This window comes from Streptomyces sp. NPDC031474 (genome assembly GCF_055581185.1).
This window is the reverse complement of the sequence record NZ_JBVIJX010000012.1, coordinates 37,507-55,280: the sequence shown is the minus strand read 5'-3', so window position 1 is coordinate 55,280 and position 17,774 is coordinate 37,507. Positions and strand designations below refer to the sequence as shown.

General features: G+C 72.3%; 13 protein-coding genes. 6 read left to right on the top strand and 7 right to left on the bottom strand.

The features are described 5' to 3' along the window. Nucleotides 1-72: 72 nt before the first annotated feature. Nucleotides 73-1,053: an NADPH:quinone reductase gene (locus ACZ5SK_RS25680; protein ID WP_334574986.1), complete on the bottom strand. Its 981-nt coding sequence runs from the start codon at nucleotides 1,051-1,053 to the stop codon at nucleotides 73-75. A gap of 2 nt (nucleotides 1,054-1,055) precedes the next feature. After that, entirely contained in the window at nucleotides 1,056-1,631 is a 576-nt protein-coding gene (locus ACZ5SK_RS25675; RefSeq protein ID WP_468417366.1) for a PadR family transcriptional regulator, read from the bottom strand. 108 nt (nucleotides 1,632-1,739) lie between these two features. Here ACZ5SK_RS25675 and ACZ5SK_RS25670 point away from each other — a divergent pair, with 108 nt between their 5' ends. Next, nucleotides 1,740-2,546 carry an alpha/beta fold hydrolase gene (locus tag ACZ5SK_RS25670; RefSeq protein ID WP_468417368.1) on the top strand — a complete coding sequence of 269 codons (807 nt, stop codon included), beginning with the start codon at nucleotides 1,740-1,742 and terminating at the stop codon, nucleotides 2,544-2,546. Nucleotides 2,547-2,614: 68 nt separating this feature from the next. Here the strand turns inward: ACZ5SK_RS25670 and ACZ5SK_RS25665 are convergent, their stop codons facing one another. Then, entirely contained in the window at nucleotides 2,615-4,495 is a 1,881-nt protein-coding gene (locus ACZ5SK_RS25665) for an ABC transporter ATP-binding protein (RefSeq protein WP_334581070.1), read from the bottom strand. 156 nt (nucleotides 4,496-4,651) lie between these two features. Here ACZ5SK_RS25665 and ACZ5SK_RS25660 point away from each other — a divergent pair, with 156 nt between their 5' ends. Both ACZ5SK_RS25660 and ACZ5SK_RS25655 read left to right on the top strand, forming a co-directional pair. Next, the gene (locus tag ACZ5SK_RS25660; RefSeq protein WP_334574990.1) at nucleotides 4,652-5,617 is read left to right on the top strand and encodes a lysylphosphatidylglycerol synthase transmembrane domain-containing protein; all 966 of its coding nucleotides are present in this window, start codon (nucleotides 4,652-4,654) and stop codon (nucleotides 5,615-5,617) included. Between the two features lie 308 nt (nucleotides 5,618-5,925). Next, nucleotides 5,926-7,023 carry a mechanosensitive ion channel family protein gene (locus ACZ5SK_RS25655; protein ID WP_334574991.1) on the top strand — a complete coding sequence of 366 codons (1,098 nt, stop codon included), beginning with the start codon at nucleotides 5,926-5,928 and terminating at the stop codon, nucleotides 7,021-7,023. A 14-nt stretch (nucleotides 7,024-7,037) separates the two neighbouring features. Here the strand turns inward: ACZ5SK_RS25655 and ACZ5SK_RS25650 are convergent, their stop codons facing one another. Continuing rightward, a complete protein-coding gene (locus tag ACZ5SK_RS25650; protein ID WP_443041192.1) occupies nucleotides 7,038-8,606 on the bottom strand; it encodes a M1 family metallopeptidase in 1,569 nt (522 codons plus the stop codon). A gap of 229 nt (nucleotides 8,607-8,835) precedes the next feature. Between ACZ5SK_RS25650 and ACZ5SK_RS25645 the strand changes: the two genes are divergently transcribed. Then, complete coding sequence (locus tag ACZ5SK_RS25645) at nucleotides 8,836-11,058, top strand: NADP-dependent isocitrate dehydrogenase (protein WP_334574994.1); 2,223 nt, start codon at nucleotides 8,836-8,838, stop codon at nucleotides 11,056-11,058. Between the two features lie 99 nt (nucleotides 11,059-11,157). Further along, nucleotides 11,158-11,970: an N-formylglutamate amidohydrolase gene (locus ACZ5SK_RS25640; RefSeq protein WP_361703110.1), complete on the top strand. Its 813-nt coding sequence runs from the start codon at nucleotides 11,158-11,160 to the stop codon at nucleotides 11,968-11,970. 102 nt (nucleotides 11,971-12,072) lie between these two features. On the opposite strand, the gene ACZ5SK_RS25635 is transcribed toward ACZ5SK_RS25640, so the two are convergent. Genes ACZ5SK_RS25635 through ACZ5SK_RS25625 form a run of 3 tightly spaced genes read right to left on the bottom strand, consistent with a single transcriptional unit; the run spans nucleotide 12,073 to nucleotide 14,688 of the window. Continuing rightward, entirely contained in the window at nucleotides 12,073-12,561 is a 489-nt protein-coding gene (locus ACZ5SK_RS25635; protein WP_334581072.1) for a hypothetical protein, read from the bottom strand. Nucleotides 12,562-12,611: 50 nt separating this feature from the next. Beyond that, the gene (locus ACZ5SK_RS25630) at nucleotides 12,612-13,250 is read right to left on the bottom strand and encodes an RNA polymerase sigma factor (RefSeq protein ID WP_173877641.1); all 639 of its coding nucleotides are present in this window, start codon (nucleotides 13,248-13,250) and stop codon (nucleotides 12,612-12,614) included. Between the two features lie 7 nt (nucleotides 13,251-13,257). Beyond that, on the bottom strand, nucleotides 13,258-14,688 hold the full coding sequence (locus ACZ5SK_RS25625) for a S8/S53 family peptidase (RefSeq protein ID WP_334574997.1): 1,431 nt from the start codon (nucleotides 14,686-14,688) through the stop codon (nucleotides 13,258-13,260). A gap of 294 nt (nucleotides 14,689-14,982) precedes the next feature. On the opposite strand from ACZ5SK_RS25625, the gene ACZ5SK_RS25620 reads away from it, so the two are divergent. After that, entirely contained in the window at nucleotides 14,983-17,562 is a 2,580-nt protein-coding gene (locus ACZ5SK_RS25620; protein WP_361703176.1) for a CHAT domain-containing protein, read from the top strand. Nucleotides 17,563-17,774 lie beyond the last annotated feature (212 nt).

Sequence of the window (17,774 nt, the reverse complement as noted above, 5' to 3'; positions counted from 1 at the left end):
CGCCGACTTCCACCCCGCCCGCCGCACCCTCATGCTCAACTGTGGGGATGAGGAGCTCCCGCCAGAGTTTCTCTACTGGGGGATGTCGATCAGGATGCGCCCTCGGCCGCCGGCGTCGATGCGGTCGTGGGCCTCGGCGATGCCGGCGAGCGGGAAACGGTCGCCGACGTCGACGGTGAGGGCGCCGACGGCGGCCGCGGCGGTGAGGTCGCGGGCGGCCTGGCGTCTGGCCTGGTCGGGGAAGTCGTCGCTGCCGAGCAGGCGCAGGGTGACGTTGTTGAACAGCAACGTCCAGAACGGGATCTCGGTGCGGTCGTCGCGGGTGGCGTACGCGGCGATGACGGCGCCGTTGGCGGCGACGGCGTCATCCAGGTCGGCGTTGTCGGACAGGGCGACCTCGATGATCCGGTCCACGCCGTCGGGTGCGTGGGCGCGGATCGCGGCCGCCGGGTCTCCCGAGTCGAGGGCGACGGCGTGGGAGACGACCGCGGGATCGATCCGGTCCAGGTCGGCGCCGCGTCGGACGGTGCCGATGACCGTGGCCCCGCCCCAGCGGGCGAGCTGGGCGGCCAGTGAGCCGACCCCGCCGAGGACGCCGTTGACCAGCACGAGTCTGCCGTCGACGGGGCCGTCGGCGAAGACGGTGCGGTGCGCGGTGATGCCGGGGATGCCCAGGCTCGCGCCGAGGTCGTCGGGCAGGTGGTCGGGCAGCGGGACGGCGAGGTCGCCGGGGACGACGGTGTACTGGGCGGCGGTGCCGAAGGGACGGTAGGACTGGGCGCCGTACACCCACACGCGCTGCCCGACGCGGCGCGCGTCGACGCCGTCGCCCACGGAGTCGACGATGCCGGCGGCGTCGCTGTGCGGGATCACCCGCGGACAGGGCATGGCCGAGCCGGTCCAGCCGCGCCGCTTCTTGGTGTCGCCGGGGTTGGCGCCGGAGACGGTGACACGGACACGGACCTCACCGGGGCCGGGGACGGGGTCGGGCAGCTCACCGAGCTGGAGCACCTCGGCGGCCGGGCCCTGCCGGTCGTACCAGGACGCAAGCATGTTCAGTCCTTCCGATCACGGGTGTGGGGCTGGGGGCCGGGCTGCTTGTCCGCCCCTCGGATGTCGTCGCCGTCCAGGACCTCGTGGAGCCAGGCGCGCTCGGCGCGGCTGATGGCGCGGGCGGTGAGCAGCATGCCGCGCCGGTAGGGATCACTGACCTGCTCGGCGCGCAGCGGCGTGTCGCCGTCGTAGAAGAAGCTGGCGGGGGCCTCCAGGAAATCCAGGCGGCGGCGCAGCACGGCGTGCTGCTCGGCGCTGTCGGGCAGCAGCGAGAGGAACGCCAGGAGCGTGAACCAGCGGGAGAAGTCGGTGATCTCGTGCTCGGCCGGTTCCCGCAGCCGCCGCAGCATGTCCTCGCGTCCTGCCGCGGTCAGGTTCAGCACGTACCGGCCGCCGCCCGCCTCGCGTGCAGGGCGCCGTTCGATCAGCCCGGCCTTCGTCAGCCGGTTGATCGCCGGGTAGAGGGTGCCGTCGCTGACCGGGCGGCTGTAGCCGGTCAGGTGCGTGATGCGGCGGCGCAGCTCGTGACCGGGCACGGGGCCTTCGGCGAGGAAACCAAGGATCGCGAGTTCCAGCATGACCCCAGGATCTCACATCGAAACGATGTGCACATCGATTCGATGTCACGGTGGATGGGCGCCCGCGCCGCACCCCTCTCCGAGAGCACGACCCAAGGAAGAAGAACCATGACGGCCCATGCTCCCCGCCAGGCCCACGTCACCTCCACCGACGGCACAAAGATCGCCGTCACGATCACCGGCCAGGGTCGCCCCCTGGTCGTCTCCCCGGGCGCCCTCAACGCCGCCCAGGACTGGCAGGTGCTCGCCGATCTGCTGGCCTCGCGCTTCGCCACCTACGCGATCGACCGCCGCGGCCGGGGCGCCAGCGGCGACACCGGCGAGCACACCATCCAGCGGGAGGCCGACGACATCGCCGCCGTCCTCGACCTCGCCGGGCCCGACGCGATCCTGCTCGGCCACTCCTACGGCGGACTGGTCACCCTCGCCCACGCCCTGCACCGGCCCCCGGCGGCGTTCATCCTCTACGAGCCCCCGATCCCGCTGGCCGGCCCCGTCGGCGGCGACGCCCTCGCCCCCTTCGAGGAGGCCGTCCAGGCCGGCGACCTCGATCAGGCCCTCACCCTCGGGCTGCGGAACTTCCTGAAGTTTCCCGAGGAAGCCATCGAGGAGTTCCGCCGGACCCCCTTCTGGGCCATCCGCGCGTCCATGACCCCGACCTGGGCCCGCGAGATGCGCGCGATGGACAGCTTCGGCGACGACCTCGCCCGCTTCGCGGCCCTCGACATCCCGACGCTCCTCGTGATCGGCGAACTCAGCCCCCGCTGGCTGACCGACGTCTCCCGCCGCCTGCACCAGGCCCTGCCCGACGCCCGACTCGTCGAGATCCCCGGTGAAGCCCACGACGCCTTCCTCGCCGGCCCCCACGCCCTCGCCGACGCCATCACCGCCTTCGCCCACGGCCTGCCTGCTTAGGGCCTGCCCGGCTCTCACAAACGGTCCTTTGCAGAGCAAGATCAAGAACTGTCAGGGCGTGGTGGTCTTCACAGCGCGGCGGCCTCCGTGATCCCCGGCTCCTGGAACTGCGTGCGGTACAGCTCCGCGTACCGTCCGCCCGCCGTCAGCAGTTCCTCGTGCGTGCCGCGTTCCACGATCCGGCCGGACTCGACGACGAGGATCAGGTCGGCGGCGCGCACCGTGGACAGGCGGTGGGCGATGACGACCGCGGTGCGGTCCGCGAGCGCCTCGGCGAGGGCCTCCTGGACGGCCGCCTCGGAGGTGTTGTCGAGGTGGGCGGTGGCCTCGTCGAGGATGACGACGCGCTGACGGGCCAACAGCAGCCGGGCGATGGTCATGCGCTGGCGTTCGCCGCCGGAGAGTCGGTAGCCGCGTTCGCCGACGACGGTGTCGAGGCCGTCGGGCAGGGAGCGGACGAGGTCGTCGAGGCGGGAGCGGCGCAGGGCGTCCCAGAGGTCGTCCTCGGTGGCCGTGGGACGGGCGAGCAGGAGGTTCGCGCGGACGGTGTCGTGGAAGAGGTGGCCGTCCTGGGTGACCATGCCGAGGGTGGCCCGCAGGGAGCCCGCGCTCACGTCGCGGACGTCGATCCCGCCGATGCGGACGGCGCCGGCGTCGACGTCGTAGAGGCGCGGCAGGAGCTGCGCGATGGTGGACTTGCCGGCGCCGGAGGAGCCGACGAGGGCGACGGTCTGCCCGGGGTCGGCGCGGAAGGAGACGCCGTGCAGGACCTCGGCGCCGTCGCGGGTGTCGAGGGCGGCGACCTCCTCCAGGGAGGCGAGGGAGACCTTGTCGGCGGACGGGTAGCCGAAGCGGACGTCGTCGAACTCCACGGAGACGGGGCCATCGGGGACCTCGCGGGCGTCTGGTTTGTCCTCGATGAGCGGCTTCAGGTCGAGCACCTCGAAGACCCGCTCGAAGCTGACCAGCGCGCTCATCACCTCCACGCGGGCTCCGGCGAGGGAGGTGAGCGGGGCGTAGAGGCGGGTCAGGAGCAGGGCGAGGGCGACGACGTCACCCGGTTCGAGGGTGCCCTTCAGGGCGAGGTGGCCGCCGAGTCCGTAGACGAGGGCGAGGGCCAGGGCCGAGACGAGGGTCAGGGCGGTGATGAAGACCGACTGCGCGGTGGCCGTGCGGACGCCGATGTCCCGGACCCGGGCGGCCCGCGCCGCGAACTCCGCCGACTCCTGCTCCGGGCGGCCGAACAGCTTGATCAGGGTGGCGCCGGGCGCCGAGAAGCGCTCGGTCATCCGGGTGCCCATCGCCGCGTTGAGCGCGGCCGCCTCCCGCTGCATGCCGGCCATCCGGCTGCCCATGCGGCGCGCCGGGATCACGAACACCGGCAGCAGGGCGAGCGCGAGCAGTGTGACCTGCCAGGACAGGGTGAGCATGACGGCGAGGGTGAGGACCAGGGTGACCAGGTTGGAGACCACTCCGGAGAGCGTGTTGCTGAAGGCCCGCTGGGCGCCGATCACGTCGTTGTTGAGTCGGGAGACGAGCGCTCCCGTACGGGTACGTGTGAAGAACGCGACCGGCATCCGCTGCACATGATCGAACACGGCCGTGCGCAGATCGAGGATGAGCCCCTCCCCGAGCGTCGACGAGAGCCTCCTGCCCAGGATGCCGAGCGCCGCCTCCAGCACCGCGATGCCCGCGATGAGCAGGGCAAGCCGGACGACCCTGTCGGCGTCGCCGTGCGACACGATCGCGTCGACGACCCACCCGGCGAGGACGGGGGTGGCCACGGCGAGCAGTGCGGTCATCACCCCCAGCACGACGAACAGCGCGATGCGGCGGCGGTGCGGGCGGGCGAACTCGCCGATGCGGCGCAGCGCCGCACGGTCGAAGGGGCGGCGCTCCTGCTGGGCGTTCATGACGCTGTGCAGCTGCATCCACGCCGTGGTTTCCATGCTCATAGGACTGACCGTAGAACCTCAAGCAACCTTGAGGTCAACGTTCTCCCCATATGGACAAAGGATCAGAGGACGGACCCGATGACCGTACGCAATGTTCCGTCCCCGCTTCCGCAACCCGCCGTTGGCGCCGTGCGGAGAACCTCTCCCAGTGTGACAGCGGTTCCCGTTCCCCCAGGCAGGCCGGCCCGGCGTGTGCCGGTGCGCCAGGTCCTGTGTCTGTTTCCGCTCCTGCTGGTCACCGTGGTCGCGGTGCGGCACCGGTCCGTCCTCGCCGAGGGTTTCGCGCAGTTGCGCAGAGCCGAGTGGCCCTGGCTGCTGGCCGCGGTCGGGGCGACGTGTCTGACGTGGGTCGCGGCGGCCTTCACCCGGCAGGGCGCGGTCGTGGAGCGGCTGCCCGGGCGGCGGCTGCTGGCCACGCAGTTCGCGGCGGGCGCGGCCAACCACCTGCTGCCGACGGGCCTCGGCGCGGGCGCGGTCAACCTGCGGTTCATGACGGTGTGCGGGGTGCCGCTGGCCCGCTCCTCGGCGGCCCTCGCGCTGTATCTGCTGGCGGAGGGCGTGGCGAGGGTGGGTCTGCTGACCGTCCTGTTGCTCGTCTTCCCCGACGCGCTGCGGCTCGGTTCCCTGCTGCCCGACGGGGCGCTCGGCCCGTTGCTGGGCGCGCTCGCGGTGGTGGCGCTCGTGACGGCGGCCGTACTCGCCTTTGTACGGCGGCTGCGGTCGGCGGTGTGCTCGTTCCTGCGCACCGCGCTCGGCGAGGCGCGCTCGGTGCACTCCCGGCCGGCCCGGGCGCTGGCCCTGTGGGGCGGCTCCCTGGCGTTCCCGGTGCTCCAGGCGGCCGGCCTCGCCGCGGTGGGTCAGGCGTTGGGGCTGCCGGTGCCGGTGGCGCACATGGCGGTCGCGTATCTGGCGGCGACGGTGGCGGTCGCGCTGGTGCCGACGCCGGGCGGGATCGGCTCGGTGGAGGCGGCGCTGGTCGTGGCCCTGGTGGCGGCGGGCGGCCCGGTGGCTCTCGCCACGGCCGTGGTCCTCGGCTACCGGATCATCACGGTGTGGCTGCCGCTGCTGCCGGGGGCGTTGACGCTCGGTGCGCTGGTGCGGATGAAGGTGATCTGACCCGACGCGGAAGCTCACGCCCGCGTACGCCGTCCCGGGTGCTCTCGCGTCCGTACGCGGGGACCGTTTTCGGCCGGGTTCGCGGAAACTGGACCGGTGGGGCCCCCTGAGCTGCGGGATCCCTCCGCCGCGGCCGGTTCCTCGGGTACGAACTCCCGTGTCGGATACGGCAGGATGAGCGGTTGCGTCTTCTCTGCGGAGGGGCGCGACCGCACTTCCCGGAACCGAGCAGGTGACATCGTGACGAGACTTCGCATCCGGCCGTCGGCGGCCCCGTGTGCCGCGGATCGACTTCCCGGAGGTGACCGGTGAACCGCACAGTGACTCTGGACGACGGCGTCATCGCCGGAATCGCCCTGGCCACGGGTCTGTTGGCGGCCTTCCTGTCGCGCACGCTGCTGCGCTGGCTGGCGAAGCACGCCAAGCGCACCAAGTGGAGCGGCGACGACGTCGTCGTGGACGCGCTGCGCACCGTGGTGCCGTGGGCGGCGATCGCCGGCGGTGCGGCGGCCGCGGGCGCGGTGCTGCCGCTGACGAAGGCCGTCCAGCACACCGTCAACCAGTGTCTGACGGTGCTGCTGATCTTCGTGGTGACGGTGTCGGCGGCGCGGGTCGTCGCCGGGCTGGTGCAGTCGGTGACGTCCTCGCGTTCCGGTGTCGCCGGGTCGGCCACGATCTTCGTGAACATCACCCGGATCCTGGTCCTCGCGATCGGCTTCCTGGTGGTGCTGCAGACGCTGGGCATCTCGATCGCGCCGCTGCTGACCGCCCTGGGCGTCGGCGGTCTCGCCGTCGCGCTCGCCCTCCAGGACACCCTCGCGAACCTCTTCGCGGGCATCCACATCCTCGCCTCCAAGACCGTGCAGCCCGGCGACTACATCAAGCTGAGCAGCGGCGAGGAGGGCTACGTCGAGGACATCAACTGGCGGCAGACGACCGTGCGCGCGCTCTCCAACAACCTCGTCGTCATCCCCAACGGGCAGCTCGCCAAGACGAACATGACCAACTACATGCGTCCCGAGCAGGAGTTGACGATCCTGGTGCAGGTCGGCGTGGCCTACGACAGCGATCTGGAGCATGTGGAACGCGTGACCACGGAGGTCATCGAGCAGGTCATGACGGGGGTGGAGGGCGCTCTTCCGCACCACGAACCCGCCATCCGCTTCCACACCTTCGGCGACTCGCGGATCGGCTTCACGGTGATCCTGGGCGTCGGCGAGTTCAGCGACCAGTACCGGATCAAGCACGAGTTCATCAAGCGGCTGCACCGCCGCTACCGCGAGGAGGGCATCCGGATCCCGGCGCCGGCCCGGACGGTGGCGTTGCAGCAGGGCGCGGTGGTCATCCCGCAGCAGCGCACGCCCGACGACCTCGTGCAGGGCGAGGTGTCCGCCCTGCACGACTGACGGCGGCCGTCGCCTCAGAGGGTCGCGGAGTTCTCGTGCCAGTGCCCGCCCCTGCGACTGTGCGGGGCGGCCAGGGAGGTTTTCGCGGGCGTCACGGTCCAGTCCGGGTGGCCGGGCATGCGTGGCGTCCTCGTGCCGTACAGCCAGTCCCGCAGGAACCCGGACAGGTCCTGTCCGTACACCTTCGAGGCGACGGCGATGTAGTCCTCCGTCGTCGCCGAGGAGTTGCGGTACCGGTCCAGGAAGCAGCGCTCGATCGCGTGGAAGACGTCCTCGCCGACGACCTGACGCAGCGCGTACAGCACCAGGACGCCGCCCGTGTAGCGCTGGCTGTCGAAGAGGTTGACGGCGTTGGGGGCGGCGACCGGGCCCGAGTCGTGCCGCCACTGGTCGCCGAGGCCGTATGTGTACTTCATCCGGTCCTCGAACGTGCTGTAGCCGAGTGAGTCGGTCCAGCCGCGCTCGTAGCGGTAGAGCAGTCCGTAGAAGTCGGCGTGGCCCTCGTTGAGCCACAGGTCGGCCCAGGTGGCGGGGCTGACGCTGTTGCCGAACCAGGAGTGGACCAGCTCGTGCATCATGTGCGAGCCGATCTTCGGCTCCGCCTGGAGCAGGAAGTTCGGCTTGTACAGGGTGAGGGTCTGGGTCTCCAGACCGGTGAAGTCGAAGGCGTTCGGGTCGTCGGAGTTGCAGGGCAACAGGCCGTACGTCTCGAAGGGGTAGGCGCCGAGCCGCGCCTCGATCCACTCGACCAGGCCCGGGGTGAGGGCGAGCGCGGGCTCCAGCGCCTCGGCCCGCGCGGTCGGGACGACGTCCCGCAGGGGAAGTCCGTGCGGTCCCCGGCGCTCCTTGACGACGTAGTCGCCGACCGTGATCTGCACCAGTTCGGTGGCGATCGGCGAGCGCGAGCGGTAGGTGTACGCGGTGCGGTCGCCGGCCAGGCGCTCGGTGCACACGAGCGTGCCGCTCGCGACGGCGCGCAGCGCGGCCGGGACGGTGATCCGGCAGGTGAGGTCCGCCTTGTCCGACGGATGGTCGTTGCAGGGGAAGACGGTGTGCGCCGAGTCCGGCTGCGGGCAGACGGCGAACCCGTCCGGGGTGGGAACCCACGCGGTGTGCGGGAGCGTACGGCGCGGGTCCACCGTGTACGTCACGCACACGCTGACCCGGGCCCGGGCGTGCAGGGGCCGGGCGGGAGTGATCCGCAGCTTCTCGTCCACCTGCTCGAAGGCGGCCGTGCGGCCGTCGACGCGGACCGTGTGTATGTCCAGGCCGAGGGAGTCGAGCGAGAAGCGGCTGAGGGCCTGGGCGGTGCGCAGCTCCAGGGTCGCCGTGGCGTCGACGAGGGTGGTCGTGGGGTCGTAGGAGAAGTCGAGGTGGTAGGCGGTGACGCGGTAGCCGTCGTTGCCGAGGGCCGGGAAGACGGGGTCGCCGAGGGTCTCGGGCGCCGGGCCGGCCCCGGTCTTCGCGCCCGTGTCCTGCGCGCCCGCGTCCTGCGCGCCCGCGTCCTGCGCGCCCGCGTACGCCGTGTTTCCCCCGGTCAGCGCGGCTGTCGTGCCGATCAGGACGGCCGCCGGAGCCGTCACTCTGCTGCGATATCTCATGGTCCGCTTTCGGTCGGGCGGCCGGGTGGTCCGTCCGGCCGCCGGGTGAGGTTCGACGCTCTCTCCTTGCCATGACCTCGAAAACAGACGATTCGGTTGCACCGGGACGACACCCGGACATCCAGGCCGTGGGGAGACCCCTGTCGAGCCGGACCCCGGCACGAGATATCTTGATGTCGAGCAATGTTGCAGACGTGGAGCGGAGCACCCGGTGACTGACTCGACCATCATCTATACGCACACTGACGAGGCCCCGGCCCTGGCGACGTATTCCTTCCTGCCGGTGGTCCAGGCGTACGCCTCGCAGGCCGGTGTCTCCGTGGAGACGCGGGACATCTCGCTGGCCGGGCGCATCATCGCCGTGTTCCCGGAGTACCTGACCGAGGACCAGCGCATCCCGGACGCCCTGCACGAGCTGGGCGAGCTGGCCAAGACGCCCGAGGCCAACATCATCAAGCTGCCGAACGTGTCGGCGTCGATCCCGCAGCTCAAGGCGGCGGTCGCCGAGCTGCAGGCGCAGGGCTACGCGCTGCCGAACTACCCGGACGACCCGAAGACCGACGAGGAGCGGGACATCCAGGCCCGCTACGACAAGATCAAGGGCTCCGCCGTGAACCCGGTCCTGCGCGAGGGCAACTCCGACCGCCGCGCCCCCGCGTCGGTCAAGAACTACGCCAAGACCCACCCGCACCGCATGGGCGCCTGGTCGTCGGAGTCGAAGACCGACGTCGCCACCATGGGCGAGCACGACTTCCGCTCCACCGAGAAGTCCGCGGTGATCTCCGAGGCCGGCTCGCTCAGGATCGAGCTGGTCGCCGCGGACGGTTCCACGACCGTCCTGCGCGAGTCCGTACCCGTCCTGAAGGACGAGGTCGTCGACGCCTCCGTGCTGCACGTGGCCGAGCTGCGTGAGTTCCTCACCGCGCAGATCGCCCGCGCCAAGGCCGAGGACGTCCTGTTCTCGGTGCACCTCAAGGCCACCATGATGAAGGTCTCCGACCCGATCATCTTCGGTCACGTGGTCCGCGCGTTCTTCCCGAAGACGTTCGCGAAGTACGGCGAGGTCCTCGCCGGCGCCGGTCTGTCGCCGAACGACGGTCTGGGCGGCATCTTCAAGGGCCTTCAGAGCCTTCCCCACCTCGGTGAGGAGATCAAGGCCTCCTTCGACGCCGAGCTCGCCGAGGGCCCGGCCCTGGCGATGGTCGACTCCGACAAGGGCATCACCAACCTGCATGTGCCGTCCGACGTCATCGTCGACGCCTCGATGCCGGCCATGATCCGCACCTCCGGCCACATGTGGGGTCCGGACGGCCAGGAGGCCGACACCCTCGCGGTCCTGCCCGACTCCTCCTACTCCGGCGTCTACCAGGCCGTGATCGAGGACTGCCGCGCCCACGGCGCCTACGACCCGTCCACCATGGGCTCGGTCCCGAACGTCGGTCTGATGGCGCAGAAGGCCGAGGAGTACGGCTCCCACGACAAGACCTTCGAGATCAAGGCGGCCGGCACGGTCCGCCTGGTCGACCAGGCCGGCAACGTGGTCATCGAGCAGGCGGTCGCCGAGGGCGACATCTTCCGCGCCTGCCAGACCAAGGACGCGCCGATCCGCGACTGGGTCAAGCTCGCCGTCACCCGCGCCCGCGCCACCGGCGACCCGGCCGTGTTCTGGCTGGACGAGACCCGCGCGCACGACGCCAACCTGATCGCCAAGGTCAACGCCTACCTGCCGGAGCACGACACCGAGGGCCTGGACATCCGTGTCCTCGCCCCGGTCGAGGCGACCAAGCTGTCGGTGGAGCGCATCCGCCGCGGCGAGAACACCATCTCCGTCACGGGCAACGTCCTGCGTGACTACCTGACCGACCTGTTCCCGATCCTGGAGCTGGGCACCAGCGCCAAGATGCTGTCGGTCGTCCCGCTGATGGCGGGCGGCGGCCTGTTCGAGACGGGCGCCGGCGGCTCCGCGCCGAAGCACGTCCAGCAGCTGGTCAAGGAGAACTACCTGCGCTGGGACTCCCTCGGCGAGTTCTTCGCCCTGGTCCCCTCCCTGGAGCAGTACGCGACGTTCACCGGCAACGCCCGCGCCCAGGTCCTCGCCGACACCCTCGACCGCGCCACGGCGACCTTCCTCAACGAGGACAAGTCCCCGACCCGTCGCGTCGGCGGCATCGACAACCGCGGCAGCCACTTCTACCTGTCGCTGTACTGGGCGCAGGAGCTGGCGACGCAGACCGACGACGCGGACCTGGCGAAGGCCTTCGCCCCGCTCGCCGAGACCCTCGCGGCGAACGAGCAGAAGATCGTCGACGAACTGCTCGCCGTCCAGGGCAAGCCGGTCGACATCGGCGGCTACTACCAGCCCGACCCGGCCAAGGCGGCGAAGGTCATGCGCCCGTCGCCCACCTGGACCGAGGCCCTGGCGACCCTGAACTGACCGGTCACCCCGCACCACACCTCCGCCCCGCCCGGCACCACCCGGCCGGGGCGGAGGCGCGTTCCCGGCCTTTCGGCCCACAGCCCCCGGAGCAGCCTCATGCCCCCCGCCGCCCCCTCCTTCGTGTTCCTGCCCGGCGCCGCCGCCTCCCCGGTGATCCTGCATGTGCCGCACTCGGCGCGAGAGATACCGGCCGAGGTACGCGCGGGCATCGTGCTGGACGACGCGGCACTGGAGCAGGAGCTGAACCACATCACCGACTCGCACACCGCTGAGCTCGCCCAGGAGGCGGCCCGGCTGGCGGCCGTCACGCCCTGGCGGTTCGTCAACTGCCTGTCGCGACTGGTCGTCGACCCGGAGCGGTTCCCGGACGAACGGGAGGAGATGCGGGCCGTCGGCATGGGCGCCGTGTACACGCGGACCACGCACCGCGAGGTGCTGCGGCCCACGGACACCGACGCCGACGCCGACGCCGAGCGGCTGATCGCCCGCTACTTCCGGCCGTACGCACAGGCGATGACCGATGCCGTCGCCGAGCGGCTGGCGGCCGTCGGGCGGGCCGTCGTCGTCGATGTGCACTCCTACCCCGGCGAGCCGCTGCCCTACGAGCTGCACGGCGAGGGACCGCGGCCGCCGGTGTGTCTGGGCACCGACGCCTTCCACACCCCGGCCGACCTGCTCGCCGCCGCCCAGGAGGCGTTCGGGGCGGCGGTCGGGGAGACCGGGCTGGACAGCCCGTTCTCCGGGGCGTACGTACCCCTGGAGTACTACGGGAAGGACCCCCGGGTGAGCGCGCTGATGGTGGAGATCCGCCGGGACACGTACATGACCGAGCCGGGCGGTCCGGCCAATCCGGGACTCACCCGGCTCGCCTCGGCGCTGGCGTCCCTCGTGACCGCCGTCACCGGCTGACGTCCGTCACGGACCGGCCTCCGTCACCGGCTGACGTCCGGCTGGAGCACTTGCGCGCGACAGGCGGCCGGAATCCGCGCCGCGGGGGCGCGGTGTCGGGCCTCAGGCGCGCAGCCACTCCGTGACGACCACCTCCCCGCCGGTCCGCAGCCGCAGGGCGAACGGCCCGGTGGGCGGTGCGGCGCAGGCGAAGCGGCCCATGTCGTCGGCGGTGAGGGCGGCGCCCGCCCGGGGACCGTGCAGGACCTCGATCGAGGCGGGCTGGGGCGGCATCAGCTGGCCCATGAGCCCCTCGCCGCTCACTTCGACGTCGACCGTCAGCCCACCCGTGTGGAAGGTCAGCATCCGCGGCACGTCCTCCGCTCCCCGCACCGGGATGGCGTCGACCAGCGAGTCGAACGTCAGCTCGGCGATCCGCGCGTCCAGATCGTGCAGCGCGTAGGCCTCGATGGCGGCCCGGCGCAGTTCGGCCGGGACCGGGTCCAGGACTGCGGCGGCCCGGCGGAGTTCCTCCTCCAGGCGGTCGTGGTCGAACTCCTCGTCGACGAAGGGGACTTCGCCGAAGATGTCGTCCCGCTCGTCGTCGTTCATGCCGTTCATGTCGCCCATGCCGTTCATGTCGCCCATGCCGTTCATGTCGCTCACCGTGCTCCCCGTGCGTCGAGTCGGGCGCGCAGCCGGCGCAGACATCGCTGGCGCATCGGTCCGATGCTGCCGACGGCGATGCCGAGCGCGGCCGACACCTCCTGATAGCTGGGCGGCGGTGAGGCGATCAGCACCCCCAGCAGTTGCCTGCAGCGCTCGCCGAGCGCCTCGAACTCCTGCCACAGGAAGCGGACGCGCTCGCTCTGCGCGGCCGCCTCCTCCGAGTCCAGGACCGACTGCTCCGGTGTGAGGTCCTCGCTGGCCCGGTCGAGCAGCTGAGGATCGTCGGTCGGCGTCAGCCGCCTCAGGCCCTTGATCACCTTCAGGCACTCGTTGCGCGCGGTGCTGGCGAGCCAGGAACCCGCCTTGTGCGGCTCGCGGATCCGGCCGAGATGCTGGGCGAAGCGGAACCAGACGGTCTGGTACACCTCGTGGCCGTCGGCGTCGGAGAGCCGGTGTGCGCGCACGACCGACCAGACCAACGGGCTCAACCCGTCCACCAGCGCTTTCCAGGCCGCCGTGTCACCGTCGACGGCGGACTGGACGAGCGCGCCGACATCAGTACGGTCCACGGTCCCACCCCTCGTGTACGGCCTGTCATCGTACGCCGTGGCGGGGCTTGTCCCGGACGTCATGGGGCCCTCACGCCGGGCCCACCGGGACCGGGCGCCAGGTGGCCGGCAGGAGGGCCGGGACGTGCGCCCCGCGCACCTCGGCGAACTCGGTGGTCGCGGCGAGCAGTCGGCGGGCGGCGGCACGGGGATCGCTCTCCTGGTGTTCGGTCATGAAGGCGGCGACGAGCCCTGCCACCACGGGAGTCGCGAAGGACGTCCCGCTCCAGGCGGCCAGCCCCTCGAACATCACCTGGTCCGGCTTGCCGGGGGTGAGCTGCTGCGCCTCGCTCAGCACACCGGTGTGGCGCGGGGAGCAGCAGGTGCAGGAGTAGGTGAAGCCGTAGCGGCAGGCCTCGTAGGTGGAGTGCTGGTAGACGTACGGGACGGGGGTGTCGAAGCCGGTGAGGGCGCTGGTGAGGCGCTCGCCGGGGGCGTATGCCATGACCCACGGACCGTGGTTGCTGAAGCAGGCGCCGAACTCGCCGTCGCCGCGCAGCGCGCCCACCGACAGCACCGCGTCGGCGTAGTCGGGCAGGTCGGCGTAGGCGGCCGGCCAGAAGGGTGCGGCGCTGGCGTTGTTGCCGGCGGCGGCGACCAACAGGGTGTTGTGCGCGCGGAGTTCCTCCATGAACGCGGCCACGCCGAGCAGGCCGTCCACGCGGCCGTTGGAGGTGCCGGCGGAGAGGCTGATGATGTCGGGCCAGCCGTCCTCGACGGCGTCGAAGAGCCTCTCGCCGAACTCCGACTCCAGGATCGCGCCGGCGTCGTTGAGGGTGTTCCGCACGGTGACGTCGGTGTCGGGGGCGACGGCCGCGATCAGTCCGGCGATGAACGTGCCGTGGCCCACGTACTGCTGGAGGATTCCGTCGTCGTCGGTCTCCCTGATCTGGGCGTCGCCCTCGGTGCGGGCCAGCAGCGGGTAGGAGCGGTAGTCGTGCGTCAGGCCGGTGTCGACGACGAGCACGCCGACGGCGTCGGCCGGGCCGTCCGCCCCGTGCGCCGACCGGGCCGCGGACGGGTTGGGCGGCTCGGTGCGCGGGACGGGCACCGGCTCGTCGCCGGGACAGGCGTTGACCGCGATGGACACCACGTGGTTGCGGCTGACCAGGCGTCGGCCCGTGCGTCCCTCCGCCTCCCGCAGCGCGCGCAGGGCCCCCGCCACGGTGTGGTCGGCGCCGCGGCCCCCCTGCCCGGGGTCGCCGACCCGGATGCGGGTGATTCCGGATCGGTTGGACCGCGGGCCCGCCCTGCGCACCTGCTCCGGGACCAGGCCCTCGGTCGCGGTGAAGTGCGAGCGGACGGCGTCCTCGACGATCTGGGCCTCCTCGCCGTCGCGGGCGAGGACGACTCCCTTCTCGTAGATGAACTCGGCGGAGTCGTCCGGGCCCATCGCCAACGGGACGTCGGGCAGGGCGCGTTGGATCTGGTCGAACTGCTCGTGGAATCGCCGTGGTGCCATGGCATGTCCTCCCCTACAGCCGGTGGTCGTCAGCAAGACCCGCGAGGCGGTCGTCTGATACAGGTGATGCGACGACCGGTTCGGGTGGTGCGGTTGCGCGGTCAGGTGGTGTGGTCGCGTTCGCGCGCCCCCTCGTTGCGCCCCCTGACCATGCCTCCACTCGCGCCGAGTCCGTTGACACGACGTCCAATTGTTACTGGTGGATACGCCGCCGAACGGGTGTGGCGTGCAGGCCGGAGCACTACCATCCGTGGAGTGACAGCGGGAAACGACTCGGTTCTCGAACTGCTGCCGATGGTGTTCGCTGCCCCGGGCGAAGCGTTGTCGCGGGCGGAAGGACTGCTCGACACCGATCCGACGCCGTTGCACGCCTCGGTCGCCCACCAGGTGATCGGCATCTGGCAGCGGGACTGGGGCGACATGCGGCTCGCCCTGGACCATCTGCGGCGCGCCCGGGATCTCGCGGCGCGCGCGGACTCCGCCGAGCGGGAGGCGGACGTCCTCGGCACGCTCGGCGTGGCCCTGGTGCACGCGGGCCGCACCCGGCAGGGGCTGACGGCGTTCGAGCAGGGGGTCGAGCGCGGCACGGGCCACACCCGCGCGCGCGTGCTCTACCGGCGGGCCTACTCCCTGTGGGTGCTCGGCCTGCATCGCGAGGCCCTGGAGGACGTCCGCCGGGCGATACCCGTACTGCGCGGGGCGGACGACGTCATCTGGACGGCGCGCGCCCTCACCCTGCGCGCCACCGTGCACCTCGCTCTCGGAGCGGTGGACCGGGCCGAGGCCGACTTCACGGCGGCGGAGGCGCTGTGGGAGACCACCGGCCAGGAGCACGACAAGGCGGACGCGGTGGAGAGCCGTGGCCTGGCCGCGTTCCGCTCGGGGGACGTCCCGGCGGCGCTGAGGCTCCTCGACGAGGCGGAGGAGCGCTACGCCAAGCTCGGCACACCGACGTTCATGCTCAACATCCGGCGCTGCGAGGTCCTGATGGCGGCCGGACTCGCACCGGAGGCGCTCGCCGAGGCCGACGCGGCCATAGGGGTGCTGGACGGCATCGGCGGACAGTCCACCCGCAAGGCGGAGCTGCTGCTGGCGGCGGCGAAGGCGGCGCGGCTGGCGGGTGATCCGGGGACGGCGATCGCGCGCGCGGCGGTGGCCGAGCGGCTCTTCGCGGGGCAGCGGCGCACCTGGTGGGAGGCGCACGCGCGGCTGGTGCTGATCGAGGCGCGGGTCGCCACCGGGCGCGCCTCGGGCCGACTGGTCGCGGACGCCGCCAGGCTCGCCGAGCGGCTCGCCGCGTTCCAGGCGCCGGCCGCACCGGAGGCCTGGCTGCTGGCGGGCCGGATCGCGCTGGACCTGAACTGGCAGACGGATGCCGAGCGGTATCTGCGGATCGCCGCCCGCAGCCGGCGCAGCGGCCCGCCGTTGGCGCGGATGACGGGCTGGGCGGCGCAGGCCCTGTGGGCGCGGGCGACCGGTTCGGGCCGGGGCGTGCTGGAGGCCTGCCGGCGTGGGCTCGACGTCCTGGACGACCATCGCACGACGCTGGGCGCCTCGGAGCTGCGGGCCCGGGCCACCGCGCAGGGCGCCGAACTCGCCGCGCTGGCCCAGGAGGTGAGTCTGGAGCGCGGCGGCCCGCGGCGGTTGCTGGTGTGGAGCGAACGCTGGCGGGCGACGGCGCTGTCGACGCCGCCCACCCGGCCGCCGGCCGACCCGGCGCTGCTGAGCGGGCTGACCGCGTTCCGGGTGATCGCCGCCCGAGCGCACGCCGCCCGGATGGAGGGCAGGCCCGTGCCGACGCTGGAGCGTGAACAGCGGCGTCTGGAGCGGGAGATCCGCTCCCGGACCCTGCACATCCGTGGGGTCGCTCCCTGGGGCGGCGACCGGTTCGGCGGCGACCGGTTCGACGCGGGCCGGCTGCTGGAGCGACTCGGCGCAGGGCGGCTGGTCGAACTCGCCGTACTGAACGGGCGGGTTCAGGTGCTGCTGTGCGGGGGCGGGCGGGTGCGCCGGTTCGCGGGCGGGCTGCTGGCCGAGGCGGAGCGGGAGGCCGAGCACGTCCAGGCCGGACTGCGACGACTGGCACACCCCGGGGCGGAGGGCCGGCTGCCGGTGGTGGAGGCGGCGGGACGCCGGCTTGAGGAGCTGCTGCTGGGCGAGGCGGCGAAGCACCTGGGCCCGGGTCCGCTCGTGGTGGTGCCGCCGGCCCGGCTGCACCGGGTGCCGTGGGCGGTGCTGCCGTCGCTGCGGGAGCGCGTGGTGAGTGTGTCGCCGTCGGCGAGCGGCTGGCTGCGGGCGCGGGAGACCGAGCCGCCGCCGGGCGGCCGGCAGGTCCTGGTGCGCGGGCCGGGGCTTGCGACCGGCGGCGCGGAGGTGCCGGAGGTGGCCGGGCGGTACGGCGCGCCGGTCGTGCTGGAGCAGGACGACGCCCAAGTGCCGCGGGTGCTGAAGGAGTTGGACGGGGCGACGCTGGCGCACATCGCCGCGCACGGCACGTTCCGCGCCGACAGCCCGATGTTCTCGTCGCTGCGCATGGCGGACGGTCCGCTGATCGTCCACGACTTCGAGCGGCTCGCCCGCAGCCCGTACCGGATCATCCTCTCCAGCTGTGACACCGCCCGGCTCGCCTCGGTCGGCGCGGACGAACTCCTCGGCCTGGTCACGGCGTTGCTGCCGCTGGGCACGGCGGGCGTGGTGGCGAGCAGCGCGCCCGTCAACGACGCGGCCGTGGTCCCGCTGATGCTGGCCCTGCACAAGGGCCTCAGCGCGGGCCTGTCCCTGGCGGAGGCCCTGCGGGACGCGCGGGCCGCGCTGCCGGAGGACGCGCTGCACCAGGCGACGGGCTGGGCGTTCACGGCGTTCGGCGCGGCCTGAGTCCCTAGGGCCTGTCCGGCGGATCAAGTCGCAGGAAAGCAGCGGCGCCTGATCAACGCAGGTGAGCGGGGAATGGTGCGTCCAACTGCAAGGCGGAGGAGGGCGTCGACGCGGAGCGTCGGCAACCGACGACAACGCGGCAGGTGGGCGTGCCATTCCCCGCGTCTGCGGCATGATCCGCCGGACAGGCCCTAGGCCGTGTCCGCAACGTT